This is a genomic window from Planococcus beigongshangi (assembly GCF_016820495.1).
In the GTDB taxonomy this organism is placed as follows: Bacteria; Bacillota; Bacilli; order Bacillales_A; family Planococcaceae; genus Planococcus; species Planococcus beigongshangi.
This window is the reverse complement of record NZ_JADHDU010000001.1, coordinates 128,103-143,555: the sequence shown is the minus strand read 5'-3', so window position 1 is coordinate 143,555 and position 15,453 is coordinate 128,103. Positions and strand designations below refer to the sequence as shown.

Sequence of the window (15,453 nt, the reverse complement as noted above, 5' to 3'; positions counted from 1 at the left end):
ATCCTACAGTCCAATGGGAAGAACCGCCTTTATATTTTTTAGCTCAATGCCTGTTCCAGATCCTCAATGAGATCTTCGACATCTTCAATACCGACGGAAATCCGTACAAGGCCCTCAACAATGCCAAGCTCGCCGCGACGCTCGACCGGAATCGATGCATGCGTCATTTGAGCTGGCACTGAAATCAAACTTTCCACTGCGCCCAAACTTTCAGCAAGTGTGAAGTATTTCAGTTTCGCCAACAATTCGCCCGCTTTTTCTTTGCTGCCCACGTCAAATGAAATCATGCCGCCGAAACCGGTGGCTTGTTTCTTCATTAATTCGTGGCCGGTATGTTCTGGAAGACCTGGGTAGATAACTGTATCAACTGCATCATGGTTTTTCAGGAATTCAGCGATTTTCTGGGCGTTCGCGCCTGTTTCTTCCATACGGATGCCAAGTGTTTTCAATCCGCGCATCAACAGCCATGAATCCTGCGGCCCTAAGATAGCACCGACAGAGTTCTGGACGAAATGAAGATCCGTTGCCAGTTCTTCTGAATTGACAACGACCAGACCGGCAACAACGTCACTGTGTCCGCCGATGTATTTCGTCGCAGAATGAAGAACGATGTCTGCCCCCAATTTGATCGGGCTTTGCAGGTAAGGCGTCATGAATGTGTTATCGACAATTGTCAGAAGGCCTTTCGATTTGGCGAATGCTGAAACAGCTTCGATGTCTGTCACTTTAAGCAACGGATTCGTAGGTGTTTCAATGAAAATCGCTTTCGTGTTTTCTTTCACTGCCGCTTCCACTTCTTCAAGATTGCCTGTATCAACAAACGTGAATTCCAGACCGAAGCGGTTCAGGACTTTATTCATGACACGGTAAGTTCCGCCGTAAACGTCGTCAGTGAGTATGACGTGATCACCCGCTGAAAATAGCATCATGACGGATGAAATGGCTGCCATTCCAGAACCGAATGCAAATCCGGCATGACCGAATTCGACGTCTGCGATCAATTCTTCGAGCGCGTGGCGCGTCGGGTTACCGGTGCGTGAATATTCGTAGCCTTTGAATTTGCCGACCGCTTCCTGTTTATACGTGCTTACCTGATAAATCGGCGTGGAAACTGCGCCTGTCGCTTCGTCTCCGACAATGCCGCCGTGGATCAATCTTGTTTTGGCTCTCATCATTTTTCCTCCTCGAACGTTCTGTTATAAATATCCTGGCTCATATACCGCTCACTTGAATCCGCAAATACCGTGACGATATGGCTGCCCGGTTTTGCCGTCTCCGCTTCGCGCAATGCAGCAACGTACGCTGCCCCGGAAGAACTGCCGACCAGCAGGCCTTCGCGTTTCGCCAATTCCTTCAGCGCCGCAAAAGCCTCTTTATCGGTAATCGTGTGGACCGCTTCAAAATATGCACGGTCCATATAATCCGGCATAAACTCCATGCCGATGCCTTCCGTCAGATGCGGACCGGACTCGCCACCGTTCAGAATCGAGCCTTCCGGTTCCACAATGACCGTTTTGATGTCCTCTTTTTGCGATTTCAAATAACGGGATGTTCCCATGAATGTTCCACCCGATCCTGCTCCTGCGACAAATATATCAATATTGCCGTCAAGCGCTTCCCATAATTCAGGTCCCAAGGTATGGACGTAGGTTTCCGGATTGGCCGGATTCGAAAATTGCGAAGGCGAAAACGCCTGCTCCGCTTCTGCGAGCTCCTGCGCTTTCGCAATCGCGCCTTTCATGCCTTTTTCAGTCGGCGTGTTGATGACTTCCGCACCAAGTGCGCGCATCAGTCCCTGTTTTTCCTGGCTGAATTTCTCCGGTACCACGAATTTCACCCGATAGCCTTTGCCGATGGCGGCAATAGCTAAGCCGATGCCAGTGTTTCCGGCAGTCGGCTCGATCATTGTGCCGCCGGGCTTTAATAATCCGCGGCGTTCAGCATCTTCTATTAATGAGACACCCAGACGGTCTTTGACGCTGCCGCCCGGGTTGAAATATTCAAGTTTGGCGAAAATCCGGCACTTGTTCGGAATGTCCATTTGCGTCAATTCCAACAGCGGTGTGTTTCCGATCAATTGTTGAATGCCTGTGGCAAATTTCATATCCATTCTCCTCAGACAGTTTCTTCCGCGAACACCTGGTGCCACTCGTCTTTTTTCGCCAGCATTTCACGTGCCAATTCTTTCGCGCCCTCTAAGCTGTGGCTTGCTGCCCAACCGCATTGCACTTCATTGCAGGCTGGCACTTCATCTGCTTCAATGACATCCTTCAATGTATTTTCGATGATGCGAAGTACATCATCGTAATCGTCGTGGTTGATCAATGACAGATAATAGCCTGTCTGGCAGCCCATCGGCCCGATGTCGATGATCTGGTCTGAATGGTTGCGGCTGTGTTCCGCCATCATATGCTCCAGTGAATGAAGCCCCGGCATTTCCATATGCTCTTTATTCGGCTGTTTAAAACGGATATCGTATTTACGGATCGTGTCCCCGTTTGCCCCTGTTTTCTCACCAGCAAGTCTTACGTAAGGTGCTACCACTTTCGTATGGTCAAGGTTGAAACTTTCAACGTTCATCTTTTTCAATTGGATCGTCTCCTTCTAATTTCAATAATTTTTAGTGTCCAGACTCGAGCGGCCGTTTCCGCTTTTCTTGCTCGCATCGATCAGCCAGACATAATTGTTGAGCTGCGTGAATTCCACCGTGAATCCGGCCTGTTCGATCAGCTCTTTCATAATTGGCAGAGTTGTATAATATTCACGGTTTAAATCTTCTACAAGGTTATCATGACCGCGTGATTTTTCAAAGTCAACCAGTTCATTGCGGGCTTCCGCCGACTTGAACATCGTGTCCGCGAATACCACTTTTCCGCCTGCCGGAAGCAGTTCTGCATAGAGTTTGAATGCATCCGCTTTTTCAGCGTCCGTCAGATGGTGGAAGGCGTAGGAGCTGACAAACGAATTCGGTTTTAGCTGTGTTTCAAACTCCAGGAAATCGCCGTCGATGATTGACACATCTTTCAGTTTTTCCTGTGTCACTCCTCTCATCGCCCCGTTCGGCTCAATACCCGCCACCTGGAGTCCGCGGCCGATCAATTTCTGCGTCAGATTCCCTGTCCCGACACCGAACTCGATTACCGGGCCTGTTGCCGCATCCGCTACTGCCTGCAGAATTTCTTCATATCTTAAAAATACATCTCTGTATTCTGCGTCTTTTCCGCTTACTGAATCGTCATATGTGTGAACCCATTCATCAAATATAGTTACGAACTCGCGTCCCATGATATTCTCCTCCAGGTTTCATTTACTATAAAACCAATAGTTTTACTCGGCTTTATTTATATCATAAAAAAGCACCGGTTTCAAACTTTCAAAACCGGCGGCAGTTCATCTTTTTTTACAATGATTTTTTTCAATAAAGCCTCAGCTTGCGGCAAGGTGAACTGAACGATCCTGCCGGTCAACAGAGCGACCGCTATCGTGCCGATCCCTACCGGTCCTCCGAGCGCCCAGCCTAGAAGTGCTGCTGACAGCTCAATTCCGCCACGCACAATCGTGATGCTTAAACCTGTTTTCTGCATCAGCACCAGCATCAGGCTGTCGCGGGGACCTGCTCCGATTTTCGGCGAAACATAAATGCCAACCCCGAAGCCGGAAACGATGATGCCGCCGATCAGCATCATGATCTGTCCTGCCATCGAAGGGATATCCGGAATCAGGAAGTAATAGATGTCGATGAAAATGCCGACCAGGATCATATTGAGGAAAGTGCCGATTTGCGGCAGCCTCCGCTGCGAGATGGTGGAAATGATGATCAGGACAAAAGCGACCAGAATCGACCAGGTGCCGATGGTCAATCCGAATTTGAGGAATAACCCGACATGCAGCACATCCCATGGGCCTATGCCGAGCCTGTCCGCTTTAATGATCATCGTAAAACCGAGTGCCAAGATTATTAACCCACTGAGAAAGAACAGCCAGCGGTAAAACGTCGTTCTCATCAAACAGCCCTTCTTTCACTGAATGGTCTCCCATATTGTCTTACGAAAAATCCACCCATTGGAAACAATGGGTGGAAATCAGGATCAATCGTTGTACACTGTCAATCCCGCATACTGCCCGTTGGTGACTTCCAGTAATTTACGGGGATCCAGTTTAATCTGCATGCCGATTTTTCCGGCGGAGACGATGATTTCCGGCTGCATTTCCGCCTGCTGTGCGACATAAGTGGGGAACGGCTTCTTCATGCCGACCGGCGAACAGCCACCGCGTATGTATCCGGTGAGCTGGAAGATGTCCTTGACAGGTGCCATTTCAATCTTTTTCTCACCGGCGGCTTTGGCAGCCGCCTTCAAATCGAGTTCTTCCGCAACCGGAATGACGAATACATAATGCTGTTTTGAAGATCCGGCTGCGACAAGCGTTTTGTAGACCTGTTCTTCCGGATGGCCTATTTTGGCAGCCACTGAAACGCCGTCCACTAAACCGTCTCCAGTCTCATACTGAATAATCTCATAGGGAACCTTTTCTTTATCCAGAATCCTAGCTGCATTGGTTTTGGTCATCTTCTTTCCCATAGCGGCGCTCCTTACCTGTAAACTGTCGTTATAAAATCAGCTTACCACCATTGTCGCACTATTTCTAATCGTTTTGACCAAGCAATTTTTTCAGCGCTTCGGCCATTGCCGTGTTTTGCGGCGGCTCGTCCTGCTGCTTCAGGTATTGATTGACGTCTTTTTTCGTCGCCTTCGACTGGCCGGATTTCTTCCGTTTTTCAAACGCCGACAGCTTCTCGCGGTGTCCGCATTTGCAGACAAAAATCTTACCGTCACCTTCGCCCTGCATTTCCAGTTTCTTGTGGCAGTTCGGGCAGCGCGCATTCGTCAGCATCGCCACTTGTTTTTTGTAGCCGCATTCGCGGTCCTGGCAGACGTTCATCTTGCCGCGTTTACCGTTCACTTCAAGTAGCGGCTTGCCGCAATCCGGGCACATTTTGCCGGTGACATTGTCGTGCTTGAATTTCCGGTCGCTCTTCTTGATGTCGGAAACCGATTTCTCCGCGAATAAAACCATTTCCTTCATGAATGTTTCTTTCTTCATCTGGCCTTTGGCGATTTTCGTCAATTGCTGTTCCCAGTCGGCTGTCAGTTTCGGTGATTTCAAATCTTCCGGAACGAGCTCAAGAAGCTGGCGCCCTTTCGAAGTAATCGTCAGGTCCTTACCTTTCTTCTCGATCAGGAACGTATTGAACAGCTTATCGATGACGTCCGCGCGGGTCGCTACCGTCCCGAGTCCGCCTGTTTCGCCAAGTGTCTTGATCAATTCCTTCGATTCACCCGCCATGAACTGCGCCGGATTCTCCATCGCACTGAGCAGCGTTCCTTCATTGAAGAAAGCGGGCGGCTTCGTTTTGCCTTCGGTGAGGGAGATGCCTTTGATCTTCAGCGTCTGCCCTTTTTCGAATGGCGGCAGCGTCGTGTCGCCGTCTGCTTCGTCATCTTTGTAGATGCGTTTCCAGCCTTCATTTCTTACCGTATTGCCCTTGGCCTGGAACGTTTCATCGCCGGCAGTGAGCTTGACCGTCGTTTGGTCGTATTCATACTGCGGATAGAAAACCGCGAGGAAACGCGTGACGATCATGTCATATAATTTATGCTCGTTCGCCGATAGCTCATGCAGCGGTGGGTTTTCCTCCGTCGGAATGATGGCGTGGTGGTCGGATACTTTCGCATCGTCGATTACGCCTTTCTGCGGTGCAACCGGTGATTTCAGGATCGTTGCGGCAAGCGGGCGGTATGGCCCCGTCTGCACCGCTTTGATGCGGTCTTTCAGCGTGTCTTTCATATCCGACGTCAGATGCTTCGAATCCGTCCGCGGATACGTCACGATTTTATAGCGCTCGTACAGGTTCTGCAGCGTGTTCAGCGTCTCTTTCGCCGACCAGCCGTAACGTTTATACGCTTCTTTCTGCAATTCGGTCAAGTCGAATAAAGGCGGCGCCGGCTGCTTTTTCGGCGTGATTTTGATATCCGTCACGGTGCCTTCATGCGTATTGTCGAGCTTCTGGAATAAACGGTCGATCTTCTCTTTATCGAACGACTGTGTCGAATTGCCGTCTGTCCACGTGAATGCCGCTTCGTTTGTAATCGCCTGCATGCCGTAATACGGTTTCGGCTGGAAGTTGCGGATCTGCTTCTCGCGTTCCGCAATCATTGCAAGCGTCGGCGTCTGCACGCGGCCTGTTGATAATTGCGCATTGTATTTCACTGTTAACGCGCGCGTCGCGTTGATGCCGACGACCCAGTCAGCTTCCGCTCTTGCGACTGCCGCCTGGTAGAGATTTTCATAGGCTTTGCCGTCTTTCAGATTATTGAAGCCGTCTTTGATCGCCTTATCGGTGACCGACGAAATCCACAGGCGTTTGACCGGTTTGCGCGTATTCGTTTTCTCGAGGATCCAGCGCGCGACCAGTTCCCCTTCACGCCCGGCATCCGTCGCGATGATGACGTCTTTCACGTCGCCGCGGCTGAGCTGCGCTTTTACTGCGTTATATTGTTTCATCGATTGTTTGATTGGCACGAGCTTGAACGGCTTCGGCAGGATCGGCAGATTTTCCATCTTCCATTCCTTGAAGTCGTTGTTGTATTGCTCCGGCTGCGCATGTGTCACCAGGTGGCCAAGCGCCCACGTCACGATATACTGCTTCCCTTCCAGGAAACCGTTGCCTTTTTGGTTGCATCCGAGCACGCGCGCGATGTCGCGGGCTACGGATGGCTTTTCCGCTAATACTATAGATTTCATAATAGTTTCACCCTCATTTCTCATTTTATAATTATAGCATTTTTGGCTGTTGAAGACAGTTGAGGTGTTTATTATCATCAAACAGAATTTTCTTTCTTCTTCTCTTAAAAAGAGGTATTCTTTAGTTAATAAAGAAAGGAGTTGACCCGTTGATCCTGAAAAAGCGTTCTGAACCGCCGGAAATTTTCCAGCTCGAAAGTTTGATCCAGCGTTTTCCACTCGTCCATCCCCTATTTCCCCACTGGACGGAAAAACTCCGACGCATATCCGCCGGCTTCCACGGCGAACAGCGCGTTGACAACTTATGGAGTGAAATCCTTTTTAATCTTCCTCATTACTTAATCCATGACCTGTATATCCAAAAGGCGACATCCTCCCATCAGATCGATACCGTCTTAGTCACCAACCGTTTCGTTCTTCTATTGGAAATCAAAAGCATTTCCGGCCAACTGCATTTCGACCCGCAGCTGCGCCAATTTTCCCGTACCAATAAAGACGGCAGCATCGATGGCATGCGCAATCCCGACGACCAGGTGCGGCGGCACGAAGGCTTTGTCCGGAATTTTTTAAAGGAGAAAAAAATCCCGCTCCCTGTGGTCGGTATTATCGTATTCACTTATCCCTCGTCCATCGTGAGCAGCCGGCCGGGTAATCGCATCGTCATCCAGTCATCCGGCCTGCCCTATCTGCTCGATCAGCTGGCGGCCAAATATCCTGATGACCTACTGAATACGCGCCAGACCCGGCGCCTTGCAGATCAGCTTCTGCAATTGCATATGGATCCACCGTTGCGGGAGTTGAATGTGCCAGCGGATTTGCGGAAAGGTGTGTTGTGCGGAAAAGATTGTGGAGGAGAGATGGAATATTACTGGCGGAAGTGGACTTGTAAGAAATGTTCGCGGGTTGATCGTTCTGCCCATTTCCAGACTTTGTTACAATATAGATCTTTAATCAACCAAACGATTACCAATAAAGAGTTTCGTCATTTCACTGGAATTGAATCGACCACTACTGCTTCCAAATTATTAAAAATGGCCAATATGCCTTATACAGGCAGTTATAAAGACCGGATCTATCAAATTCCAGAAGAGATTATTCAAATAGAAAGTATTTCGGCTGATTTAGAAAGTATTTAAGTCAAAATGGAAAGTATTTCGGCTATTTTGGAAAGTATTTTAAGGGTTTTGGAAAGTAAGCTCTTTTACTGGAAATCACAATTTAATAAATGTAAATAAAATCCAGTAAAAACCCTTTTTCAAAGCTATTTCCTACAATTTTAGATAGATTTTAACCAATACTCCCGATTATCAATCAACACCCTGACTTCAAACAACCAAATAAACACCAAATCACCAGAATCTCAACCAAAAAACCAACCCCAACCCCTAATTTGAAAAAATCTTCGCTTTCGCGAAGATTTCCTAAAAGAAGGACGCTTTTCGCATGGGCTTCGGCGAAAAGCATCCATTCAGCCCTTGAACTTGATCTTAAACATGCTTCTCCCACACAAAACAAAAAACCTCCCGCGGGAGGTTTTTCTCTAAATATATATAAAGCAACGGTTGCTTTTTGTGTCCAGACTACAGTGGCCCAGGTCTTCGGGATATAAGTCAAACCAGCTGCGTGGCAAAGGACGCCACTACGCCGGTTCGCCTTATACCTGTCAGAGCTGAACGGGCACTGTCGCTTTTCTTATCTTAATGATTGTCCAATGTCTCTTTCGACAAATGCTTGCTCATCTCGGCGTACTGCACGAAAACGCGTGCCAGTTCACGAAGGCGGTCGTGGACGTCTTCATTGATGATATTGTTGTCAGCGTCGAAATGGCTCGTATGCGTATAGACATAGTTCGGTGTCACAAGCGACCGGAAATAATCGAGAATCGGCTTCAGCTGATTTTCGATGACCAGGTGGTGCTGGTAAGTGCCGCCATTTGCGACAATCGATACTGGTTTATAGCGCATCGTACGCGGGTGGAGCAAATCGAATGTGTTTTTCAGGACACCTGGAATCGAGCCTTGGAAGATCGGCGTCGCGATGATGTAGCCGTCTGCATCGTTGAAACGGCGAGCGATTTCCTGCATGCTCTCGTTGTATTCACCAAGCGGACGCCCATCCACGAATTGATGCTCGTAATCGGCCAGGCTCAGGATCACCAATTCCATCTCCGGCTGGAATTCCTGGATATACATTTTCACCTGCTCCAAAATCGCGCCGGTCTTTCTCCCGACGATTGTGCCATCCACTAATAAAACCTTCATAAAACTGTTCCTCCTCAAGTCCTTCTATACTGGGCAGCAGGCTGCCTCTTGTTGATTGCTTATGCGGATCCGGCCAGTAAAAAACCAGCGGAACCGACTTTCTTCCATCATAACAAACAGCATAGGCAGAGCTGTATCGAAAAACCTTATGAAATCAAGATTTCATTCTTTAGGCGGAGAAGACCCGTTTCTTGCACGCTTGTTTTCCAGACGTTCCTGCGTCCGATCGGATTGACGGACAGGCGATGTAAAGCTGACGATCGTGTCGCCGGTTTTCGGCTCCGGGAAGCTGCCGCTTGTATAGAACTCGATTTTCCCCTGCTCCCGTTCAATGAACAGGAGGATCGTATCGGCGCTCCATTTTTTCTTGTAATCTTCATAATTGTATTGTTCCGTCAATTGCGTTTTACGGATGGTGTAGCCTTCATCGGCTTTCCTGTTCAGCTCGTGGATATTCCATTCATTGCCGAACAGTGTCCGCCCTTTCAAAGAAGCATTCAATTCAGCCGGATTCCCTTGATGAATGGACGTTTTATACATATTCTCACGGCCGAAATCAGGCACAAAATTGTTGATGACGAGGGCATTATACGAATCCAGTTCACTTGCCATTATCATCGTATCGTAGGAAGTCAATTCCAGTTCATACTGTGTATGCTCGGACAGGATTTCACCTGTGTATGTGTTCAATCCGGCAAGACGTGCAGCCTGCAGCCTGCCCCACGAAAGATCCATCAGGAGCACGTTCTTATTTTTTTCAGCAAGGGCTTCAGCCAGTTTCAACATAAAACTTCCCGCTCCGACAATAAGGATGCCGGGCTGATCGCCGGAAGACAGGCCCAGCTTACGTCCGAGCCAGCCGATGGTAAAGCCGTGCGCGACAACTGTCGAAAACACGAGGGCGAATGTCAGCGCAGTCAACAATTCGGCGTCTTCAAAGCCCGCGTCCAATAGAACGCCTGCAAAATAACCGGAAACGGTCAGCGCGACAATTCCCCGCGGCGCAATCCAGCCGATGAGCGTCTTCTCCTGAAGAGAGAGCCCCGTCCCGATTGTCGAGAGCCAGATGGAAAGAGGCCTTACCACGAATAATGTCGCCAGGACAAAGGCGATGATCCGCCAATTGAAGATTTCAATCAGCACATCCAGACTGAGCGATGCGGTCAGCATCACAAAAATACTGGAAATCAGGAGAACCGAGATATTCTCCTTGAAATGGCGCATGTCGTTGATGGAGGCGATATGCATATTGGCCATCGTCATGCCCATTGCCGTGACGGCCAGTAACCCTGTTTCGTGCATGACGATGTCGGATAAAACGAAAGTCAGCAGCACGACGCCGAAGACAAGCGGCGCTTTCAGGAATTCAGGCACCTGCCCCTTCTCGATCATTCGCCCGAGCAAAAAACCTGCTCCCGCCCCGAGTGCAGCAGCAAACAACGATGCAAGGAAGAACAGACCGAAAGCGCCGGCCGTTTCATCACCATTCGCAAACAGTACAAACTGGAACGCAAACAATGCCAGCAATGCGCCGAACGGATCGACGACAATTCCTTCCCATTTTAAAATTGCGGCCGGCCTTGGTTTTAATTTGGCTTGGCGCAGCAGCGGAAGGATGACCGTGGGCCCGGTAACGATGAACAGGCCGCCGATCACAAATGCCACTGCCCAGGACAGGCCGGCGATGTAATGCGCAGCAAATGATCCGCAGATCCAGGCGATAAATGCGCCGAGCGTCACAATCCGCAGAACCGGTTTATTGAATCCCCGGATTTCCTTAAAATTCAAATTCAAGCTTCCTTCAAAAAGGATGATGGCAACAGCCAACGAGATGAAAGGCTTGAATAACTCACCAAAACTCTCTTCAGGATGAATGATTCCGAGAATGGGTCCGACAGTCAAACCGGCAATTGACATGAGCACAATCGCCGGCAAGCGGAAGCGCCAGGCCAACCATTGGGAAATTACCCCAAGAAAAATTATTAACATGAGATCGAATAACAGCGTATCGATCGGCCTTCGCCTCCTTTTGGATATTCTCAAAACATTATACGTGTTTTATTCCCTCAATTAAAAGCGGTATGCCAGTCGAAATGATTTTAATCTCATGGATTTATGCTATAATGAAGGAAAAATGCGGGTGATCATGTGAACAGGCAGGAAATTGAATATCAGATTGCAGAATTGAAAATGGATTATGTGCGCCACCAGGGCGACATCGAGAAATTGGAAACGACCGGACACGCCAAAATGGTGGAGAAAGCGGAACAGCGTCTTGAACGGATGGAACAGCAATTAGCGGAATTAAACCAAAAACTCGCGGATTTGTAGCCGCGGTTTTTTTTTGAGTGTTTTCCCGGATGCCCCGCCAGATACGCATTCGGAATTGATACAGGATTACGGATTACCGATTAGTAAGGACAGTCTGATAGGAACGGACTTTCCAGCTATATAATGGAGGAATTATTTAATGAGTTTATTGACAGTAGAAAATCTAAGCCATACATTCGGAGACCGCACATTGTTCAGCGATGTGTCGTTCCGTCTGGTTGAAGGCGAACATGTCGGACTTGTCGGCGCAAACGGTGTCGGCAAATCGACAATGATGAATATTTTGACGGGCAAACTGATCCACGACGCCGGCCGGGTCGAGTGGCAGCCGAAAACGCATTACGGCTACCTGGATCAGCATACGCAGCTGACACCGGGACGCACAATCCGTGAAACGCTGCAGGATGCTTTCCTGCCCCTGTATAAAAAAGAAGAAGAATTAAATGAAATCGCCATGAAAATGGGCGATCCGGACGCAGATCTTGAGGCGCTGATGGAAGATATGGCAGAAGCCCAGGATGCACTTGATGCCGGTGATTTCTATACGCTCGATGTGAAAATCGAAGAGATCGCACGCGGCCTTGGCCTGGATGCCATCGGGCTGGAGCGTCCGGTTGAAGCGTTATCCGGCGGACAGCGCACAAAACTGCTCTTGGCGAAACTGCTGCTGGAGAAACCGAAAGTGCTCCTGCTGGATGAGCCGACCAACTATCTGGATGAAGAGCATATTCAGTGGCTCGTAAACTATCTGAAAAATTATCCGCATGCTTTCCTGCTGATTTCGCATGATACGGAATTCATGAGTTCGGTGACGGATGTCATTTTCCACCTGGAATTCTCACGTCTGTCACGTTATACGGCCACGTACGAGAAATTCGTGGAACTTGCGGAGCTTGCAAAACAGCAGCACCTCGATGCTTATGAAAAGCAGGCGGAAATGATCAAGAAAACCGAAACGTTCATTGCCAAAAACAAAGCACGCGCCTCGACGACAGGACGCGCGAAGTCACGCCAGAAACTGCTCGACCGGATGGACCGCATCGATAAGCCTGAAGTGGCTGCGAAACCGCAATTCGGTTTCAAGGAAACACGCAGTCCGAGCCGCTATGTAGTGGAAGCGGAATCCCTTTCGATCGGTTACGATAAGCCATTGATGCCGCCGTTGTCATTCATGATTGAACGCGGCGAGAAAATCGCGCTTGTCGGCATGAACGGCGTCGGTAAATCGACCCTGTTGAAAACGATGCTCGGCAAGATCAAACCGCTCGACGGCGAAGTCATCCGCGGTGAATATTTGACGCCAAGTTATTTTGAACAGGAAGTCAAAGCACCCTCACATACCCCTTTAGATGAAATCTGGTCCGCCTATCCAAGCATGGATCAAGGACAGGTGCGCGGGGCATTAGCGCGCACGGGCTTGAAAAACGAACACATTTCCCGTTCAATGAGCCAATTGAGCGGTGGCGAACAGGCGAAAGTCCGTTTGTGCAAACTGATGCTTGAAGAAAGCAATTGGCTCTTGTTCGATGAGCCGACAAACCATTTGGATATTGATGCGAAAGCGGAATTGAAACGTGCGATGCAGGCTTACAAAGGAACGATTGTCCTTGTCAGCCATGAACCTGAATTTTACGAAGGACTTGCAACAAAAGTATGGAACGTTGAAAAATGGATTTCTGCCGGCCAGACGCCGCAGATTAAATAAGACGCAAAAGGTCTCTTCCCGAAAAACGGGTAGAGACCTTTTTTCCTTTAATAGGTAGTCAACTTAAATATTTTCTGGAAACCATAGATCCCCCGCTGCCAAAAACTGAATGTATCCTGATAAGCATCGGTTTCCAGTGTGTACAGGGCATCTTCGTTATTCCAGATCCGATCAAAATAAGCATCCATGTCACTGACAAGTTCACTGTCATTCGGTGCTATAATGCGGATATTGTTTTCCAGGTTATAATTTTGGAAGGCACGTTCCGTGTAATTCGCAGCGCCTCCTGAAATATAGCTTTCTTCAGCGGTTTTGATCATGATGGATTTGGTATGGAACTGGCCGACTACAGTGTTATACCAGCGGACATCGATTTTTCCGCCAGAGTTCTCAAGCATCTCATTGACAACCGGACGGTTCGGCAAGCCCGTCTTTTCATTCCCGAAGGCATTTTGGTTCGGGTCGAGCACCATCTTGACATTTACTCCACGGTTGGCGGCATCGGTAAGGGCATCGACGATATCACTATCCGCGACATAGAACATCGCCAAATAGATGTCGTCGCCTTTCTCCGTTTCAGCAATATCAGCTAGCAGCGTATCAAGCACTTTCTTTTCGGTTACATATTGAACCTGATATTTCCCGTTCTGCTCTTCCACTTCAACCCGCGGCAATTCCGGACCGCCGGAAAACGCCGACACGGCTTCCTCCGATTCCAGCATATCGTTCAGCACCGGCCCGCTCACTTTAAAGGCCATATTGCCGTGCAGACCGCTGGCATTATGCGGATTGGCGGAACTGATGATCGCCTCTTTATCCGTAATGACCGCTTTCCGGTGATTCGCTTTGATGTTCATCATCTTCAAATAAGACGACAAAGTGAGTTTCGGGGCATCACTCGACATGCCATTCGGCAGCCAGCCTTTGCCGCCAGCATCAAACCACTGGAACACGACGCGGTACAGGCCTGAATACAGCGGCGTTGAGTCCCGCAGCTTATCAAGGTCCGTCACGATCACTTCGATCCCTTCATCTTCCATGGAGCCGAGCAGCTGGTTTTCATAGGAACCATAACCCAAATTCAATGGATCTGTTATGAAATAAATCGGAAAATCAGGATCTTCCTTTTTCTTTTCCAATAATTTATCCGTCAGTGTTTCTGCCACCGCCGGAAAATCCGTGTCCTGATCGTTGTAATTGTCAAAGAGGAATAAATCAAGGACCACAAATTCCTCCGCTTCTTCGATCATCGTATAGATTTCATCGAAAATACGCAGCTCATGCTTCAGGTTTGTCCCTTTCTGGTTTTGTGCATAGGACAAATCGTAAATCATTTCGACCGTCTCCACCTCGTGAAGCTCGCCGGCGTAGTCGAGACCCGCAGGCAACGGTTTAAAGGTGTGCCAAACGATGACACCGATATAAAGTATGGCAAACACGCCAATAATTCCCATGATGATCCTTTTTCGCTTACTCCAATTGCTCACTCGTCTTTTCATCCAGAATTCTCCCCCGTCCCTTCTCATCTTACTGCAGATGAAGAATTATTTCTTTAAAAATTATCCATAAATTTTTTCCTGTAATAAATATGGAGATTAATGAATATCATCAAAAAGCATGCCGGAGTTCCGGCATGCTTTGTATCGTATTATATAGAAGAAAAATTTCCGGATTATGCCGGCAGCACATATTCCCGCGTCTGCACATCTTCCAGCAACAGGTCTTTCAAACGCTGTTTGCCGCGGAACAGGCGGGATTTGACTGTGCCGATCGACACTTTCATCGCTTCCGAAATTTCGATCAATGACAATTGGTGGACATAGAAATAAACGATCGTCGTCCGGTAGATCGAATCCAGCTGTGAAATTTTGTTCTGCAGCAGTTCTGAAACATCCTGCTGCTCCAGCAGTTCAGGCGCACCTGCATTATCTGATGGGATCAAATCGAGAAGGGAAATATCCAGTCCTTCCGGCTGCTGTTGTACATGCTTGCTGCGTCTCACATTTTTCCGGTACCGGTCACGGAAAGTATTCATACAAATTGTCGTCAGCCACGCTTTCACATGATCCACATCTTTGATGGAAGACTCATAGCGCACCACTTTTAACCAAACTTCCTGCATAAGGTCTTCCGCTTCCACTTTATTGCGTGTCAGCTTCAAGCATAGATGATAGATGTAACGATTGTACTCTGTATATAAACTTTCCATGAAGGGTTCCTCCGTCCGCTTTTCTTGTTACCCTTATTGTGCCCGAAAAGAACCTTTCACTCTATCGCTCCCGCTTTCATTTAGCTTACATTGTTGTAATGTATAGAAAAGCGACGGCACCCGTTAAGCTCTGACAGGCGTAA

At 48.5% G+C, this 15,453-nt stretch carries 14 protein-coding genes; 3 read left to right on the top strand and 11 right to left on the bottom strand.

The window, feature by feature from the left end:
• Positions 1–38: 38 nt before the first annotated feature.
• The 7 genes from IQ294_RS00715 to IQ294_RS00685 form a co-directional block, all read right to left on the bottom strand.
• Positions 39–1,172, bottom strand: a complete 1,134-nt coding sequence (locus tag IQ294_RS00715) for a bifunctional cystathionine gamma-lyase/homocysteine desulfhydrase (protein ID WP_203332099.1) — start codon at positions 1,170–1,172, stop codon at positions 39–41.
• Positions 1,172–2,104 (bottom strand): PLP-dependent cysteine synthase family protein, encoded by a 933-nt coding sequence (locus tag IQ294_RS00710; protein ID WP_203332098.1) that lies wholly within the window; start codon positions 2,102–2,104, stop codon positions 1,172–1,174. The genes IQ294_RS00715 and IQ294_RS00710 overlap by 1 nt, the downstream gene beginning before the upstream one ends.
• A gap of 11 nt (positions 2,105–2,115) precedes the next feature.
• Positions 2,116–2,589 carry an S-ribosylhomocysteine lyase gene (locus tag IQ294_RS00705; protein ID WP_203332097.1) on the bottom strand — a complete coding sequence of 158 codons (474 nt, stop codon included), beginning with the start codon at positions 2,587–2,589 and terminating at the stop codon, positions 2,116–2,118.
• Between the two features lie 21 nt (positions 2,590–2,610).
• Positions 2,611–3,285, bottom strand: a complete 675-nt coding sequence (locus IQ294_RS00700; RefSeq protein ID WP_203332096.1) for a class I SAM-dependent DNA methyltransferase — start codon at positions 3,283–3,285, stop codon at positions 2,611–2,613.
• Between the two features lie 80 nt (positions 3,286–3,365).
• Positions 3,366–4,004: a YczE/YyaS/YitT family protein gene (locus tag IQ294_RS00695; RefSeq protein WP_349291310.1), complete on the bottom strand. Its 639-nt coding sequence runs from the start codon at positions 4,002–4,004 to the stop codon at positions 3,366–3,368.
• An 84-nt stretch (positions 4,005–4,088) separates the two neighbouring features.
• Positions 4,089–4,580 (bottom strand): Cys-tRNA(Pro) deacylase, encoded by a 492-nt coding sequence (gene ybaK / locus IQ294_RS00690; RefSeq protein ID WP_203332094.1) that lies wholly within the window; start codon positions 4,578–4,580, stop codon positions 4,089–4,091.
• 64 nt (positions 4,581–4,644) lie between these two features.
• On the bottom strand, positions 4,645–6,804 hold the full coding sequence (locus IQ294_RS00685) for a DNA topoisomerase III (RefSeq protein WP_238942576.1): 2,160 nt from the start codon (positions 6,802–6,804) through the stop codon (positions 4,645–4,647).
• A 149-nt stretch (positions 6,805–6,953) separates the two neighbouring features.
• Between IQ294_RS00685 and IQ294_RS00680 the strand changes: the two genes are divergently transcribed.
• Positions 6,954–7,940: a nuclease-related domain-containing protein gene (locus IQ294_RS00680; protein ID WP_203332093.1), complete on the top strand. Its 987-nt coding sequence runs from the start codon at positions 6,954–6,956 to the stop codon at positions 7,938–7,940.
• Between the two features lie 561 nt (positions 7,941–8,501).
• On the opposite strand, the gene IQ294_RS00675 is transcribed toward IQ294_RS00680, so the two are convergent.
• Both IQ294_RS00675 and IQ294_RS00670 read right to left on the bottom strand, forming a co-directional pair.
• Positions 8,502–9,065 (bottom strand): NADPH-dependent FMN reductase, encoded by a 564-nt coding sequence (locus tag IQ294_RS00675; protein WP_203332092.1) that lies wholly within the window; start codon positions 9,063–9,065, stop codon positions 8,502–8,504.
• 162 nt (positions 9,066–9,227) lie between these two features.
• Positions 9,228–11,054 carry a cation:proton antiporter gene (locus IQ294_RS00670; RefSeq protein ID WP_203332091.1) on the bottom strand — a complete coding sequence of 609 codons (1,827 nt, stop codon included), beginning with the start codon at positions 11,052–11,054 and terminating at the stop codon, positions 9,228–9,230.
• A gap of 159 nt (positions 11,055–11,213) precedes the next feature.
• Between IQ294_RS00670 and IQ294_RS00665 the strand changes: the two genes are divergently transcribed.
• The gene (locus IQ294_RS00665; RefSeq protein ID WP_203332090.1) at positions 11,214–11,396 is read left to right on the top strand and encodes an SE1832 family protein; all 183 of its coding nucleotides are present in this window, start codon (positions 11,214–11,216) and stop codon (positions 11,394–11,396) included.
• A gap of 139 nt (positions 11,397–11,535) precedes the next feature.
• Complete coding sequence (locus IQ294_RS00660; RefSeq protein ID WP_203332089.1) at positions 11,536–13,101, top strand: ABC-F family ATP-binding cassette domain-containing protein; 1,566 nt, start codon at positions 11,536–11,538, stop codon at positions 13,099–13,101.
• 47 nt (positions 13,102–13,148) lie between these two features.
• Here IQ294_RS00660 and IQ294_RS00655 read toward each other — a convergent pair whose 3' ends face one another.
• Positions 13,149–14,600 carry a phospholipase D family protein gene (locus IQ294_RS00655; RefSeq protein WP_238942575.1) on the bottom strand — a complete coding sequence of 484 codons (1,452 nt, stop codon included), beginning with the start codon at positions 14,598–14,600 and terminating at the stop codon, positions 13,149–13,151.
• Between the two features lie 173 nt (positions 14,601–14,773).
• Positions 14,774–15,310 (bottom strand): RNA polymerase sigma factor, encoded by a 537-nt coding sequence (locus tag IQ294_RS00650; protein WP_203332088.1) that lies wholly within the window; start codon positions 15,308–15,310, stop codon positions 14,774–14,776.
• Positions 15,311–15,453: the final 143 nt, after the last annotated feature.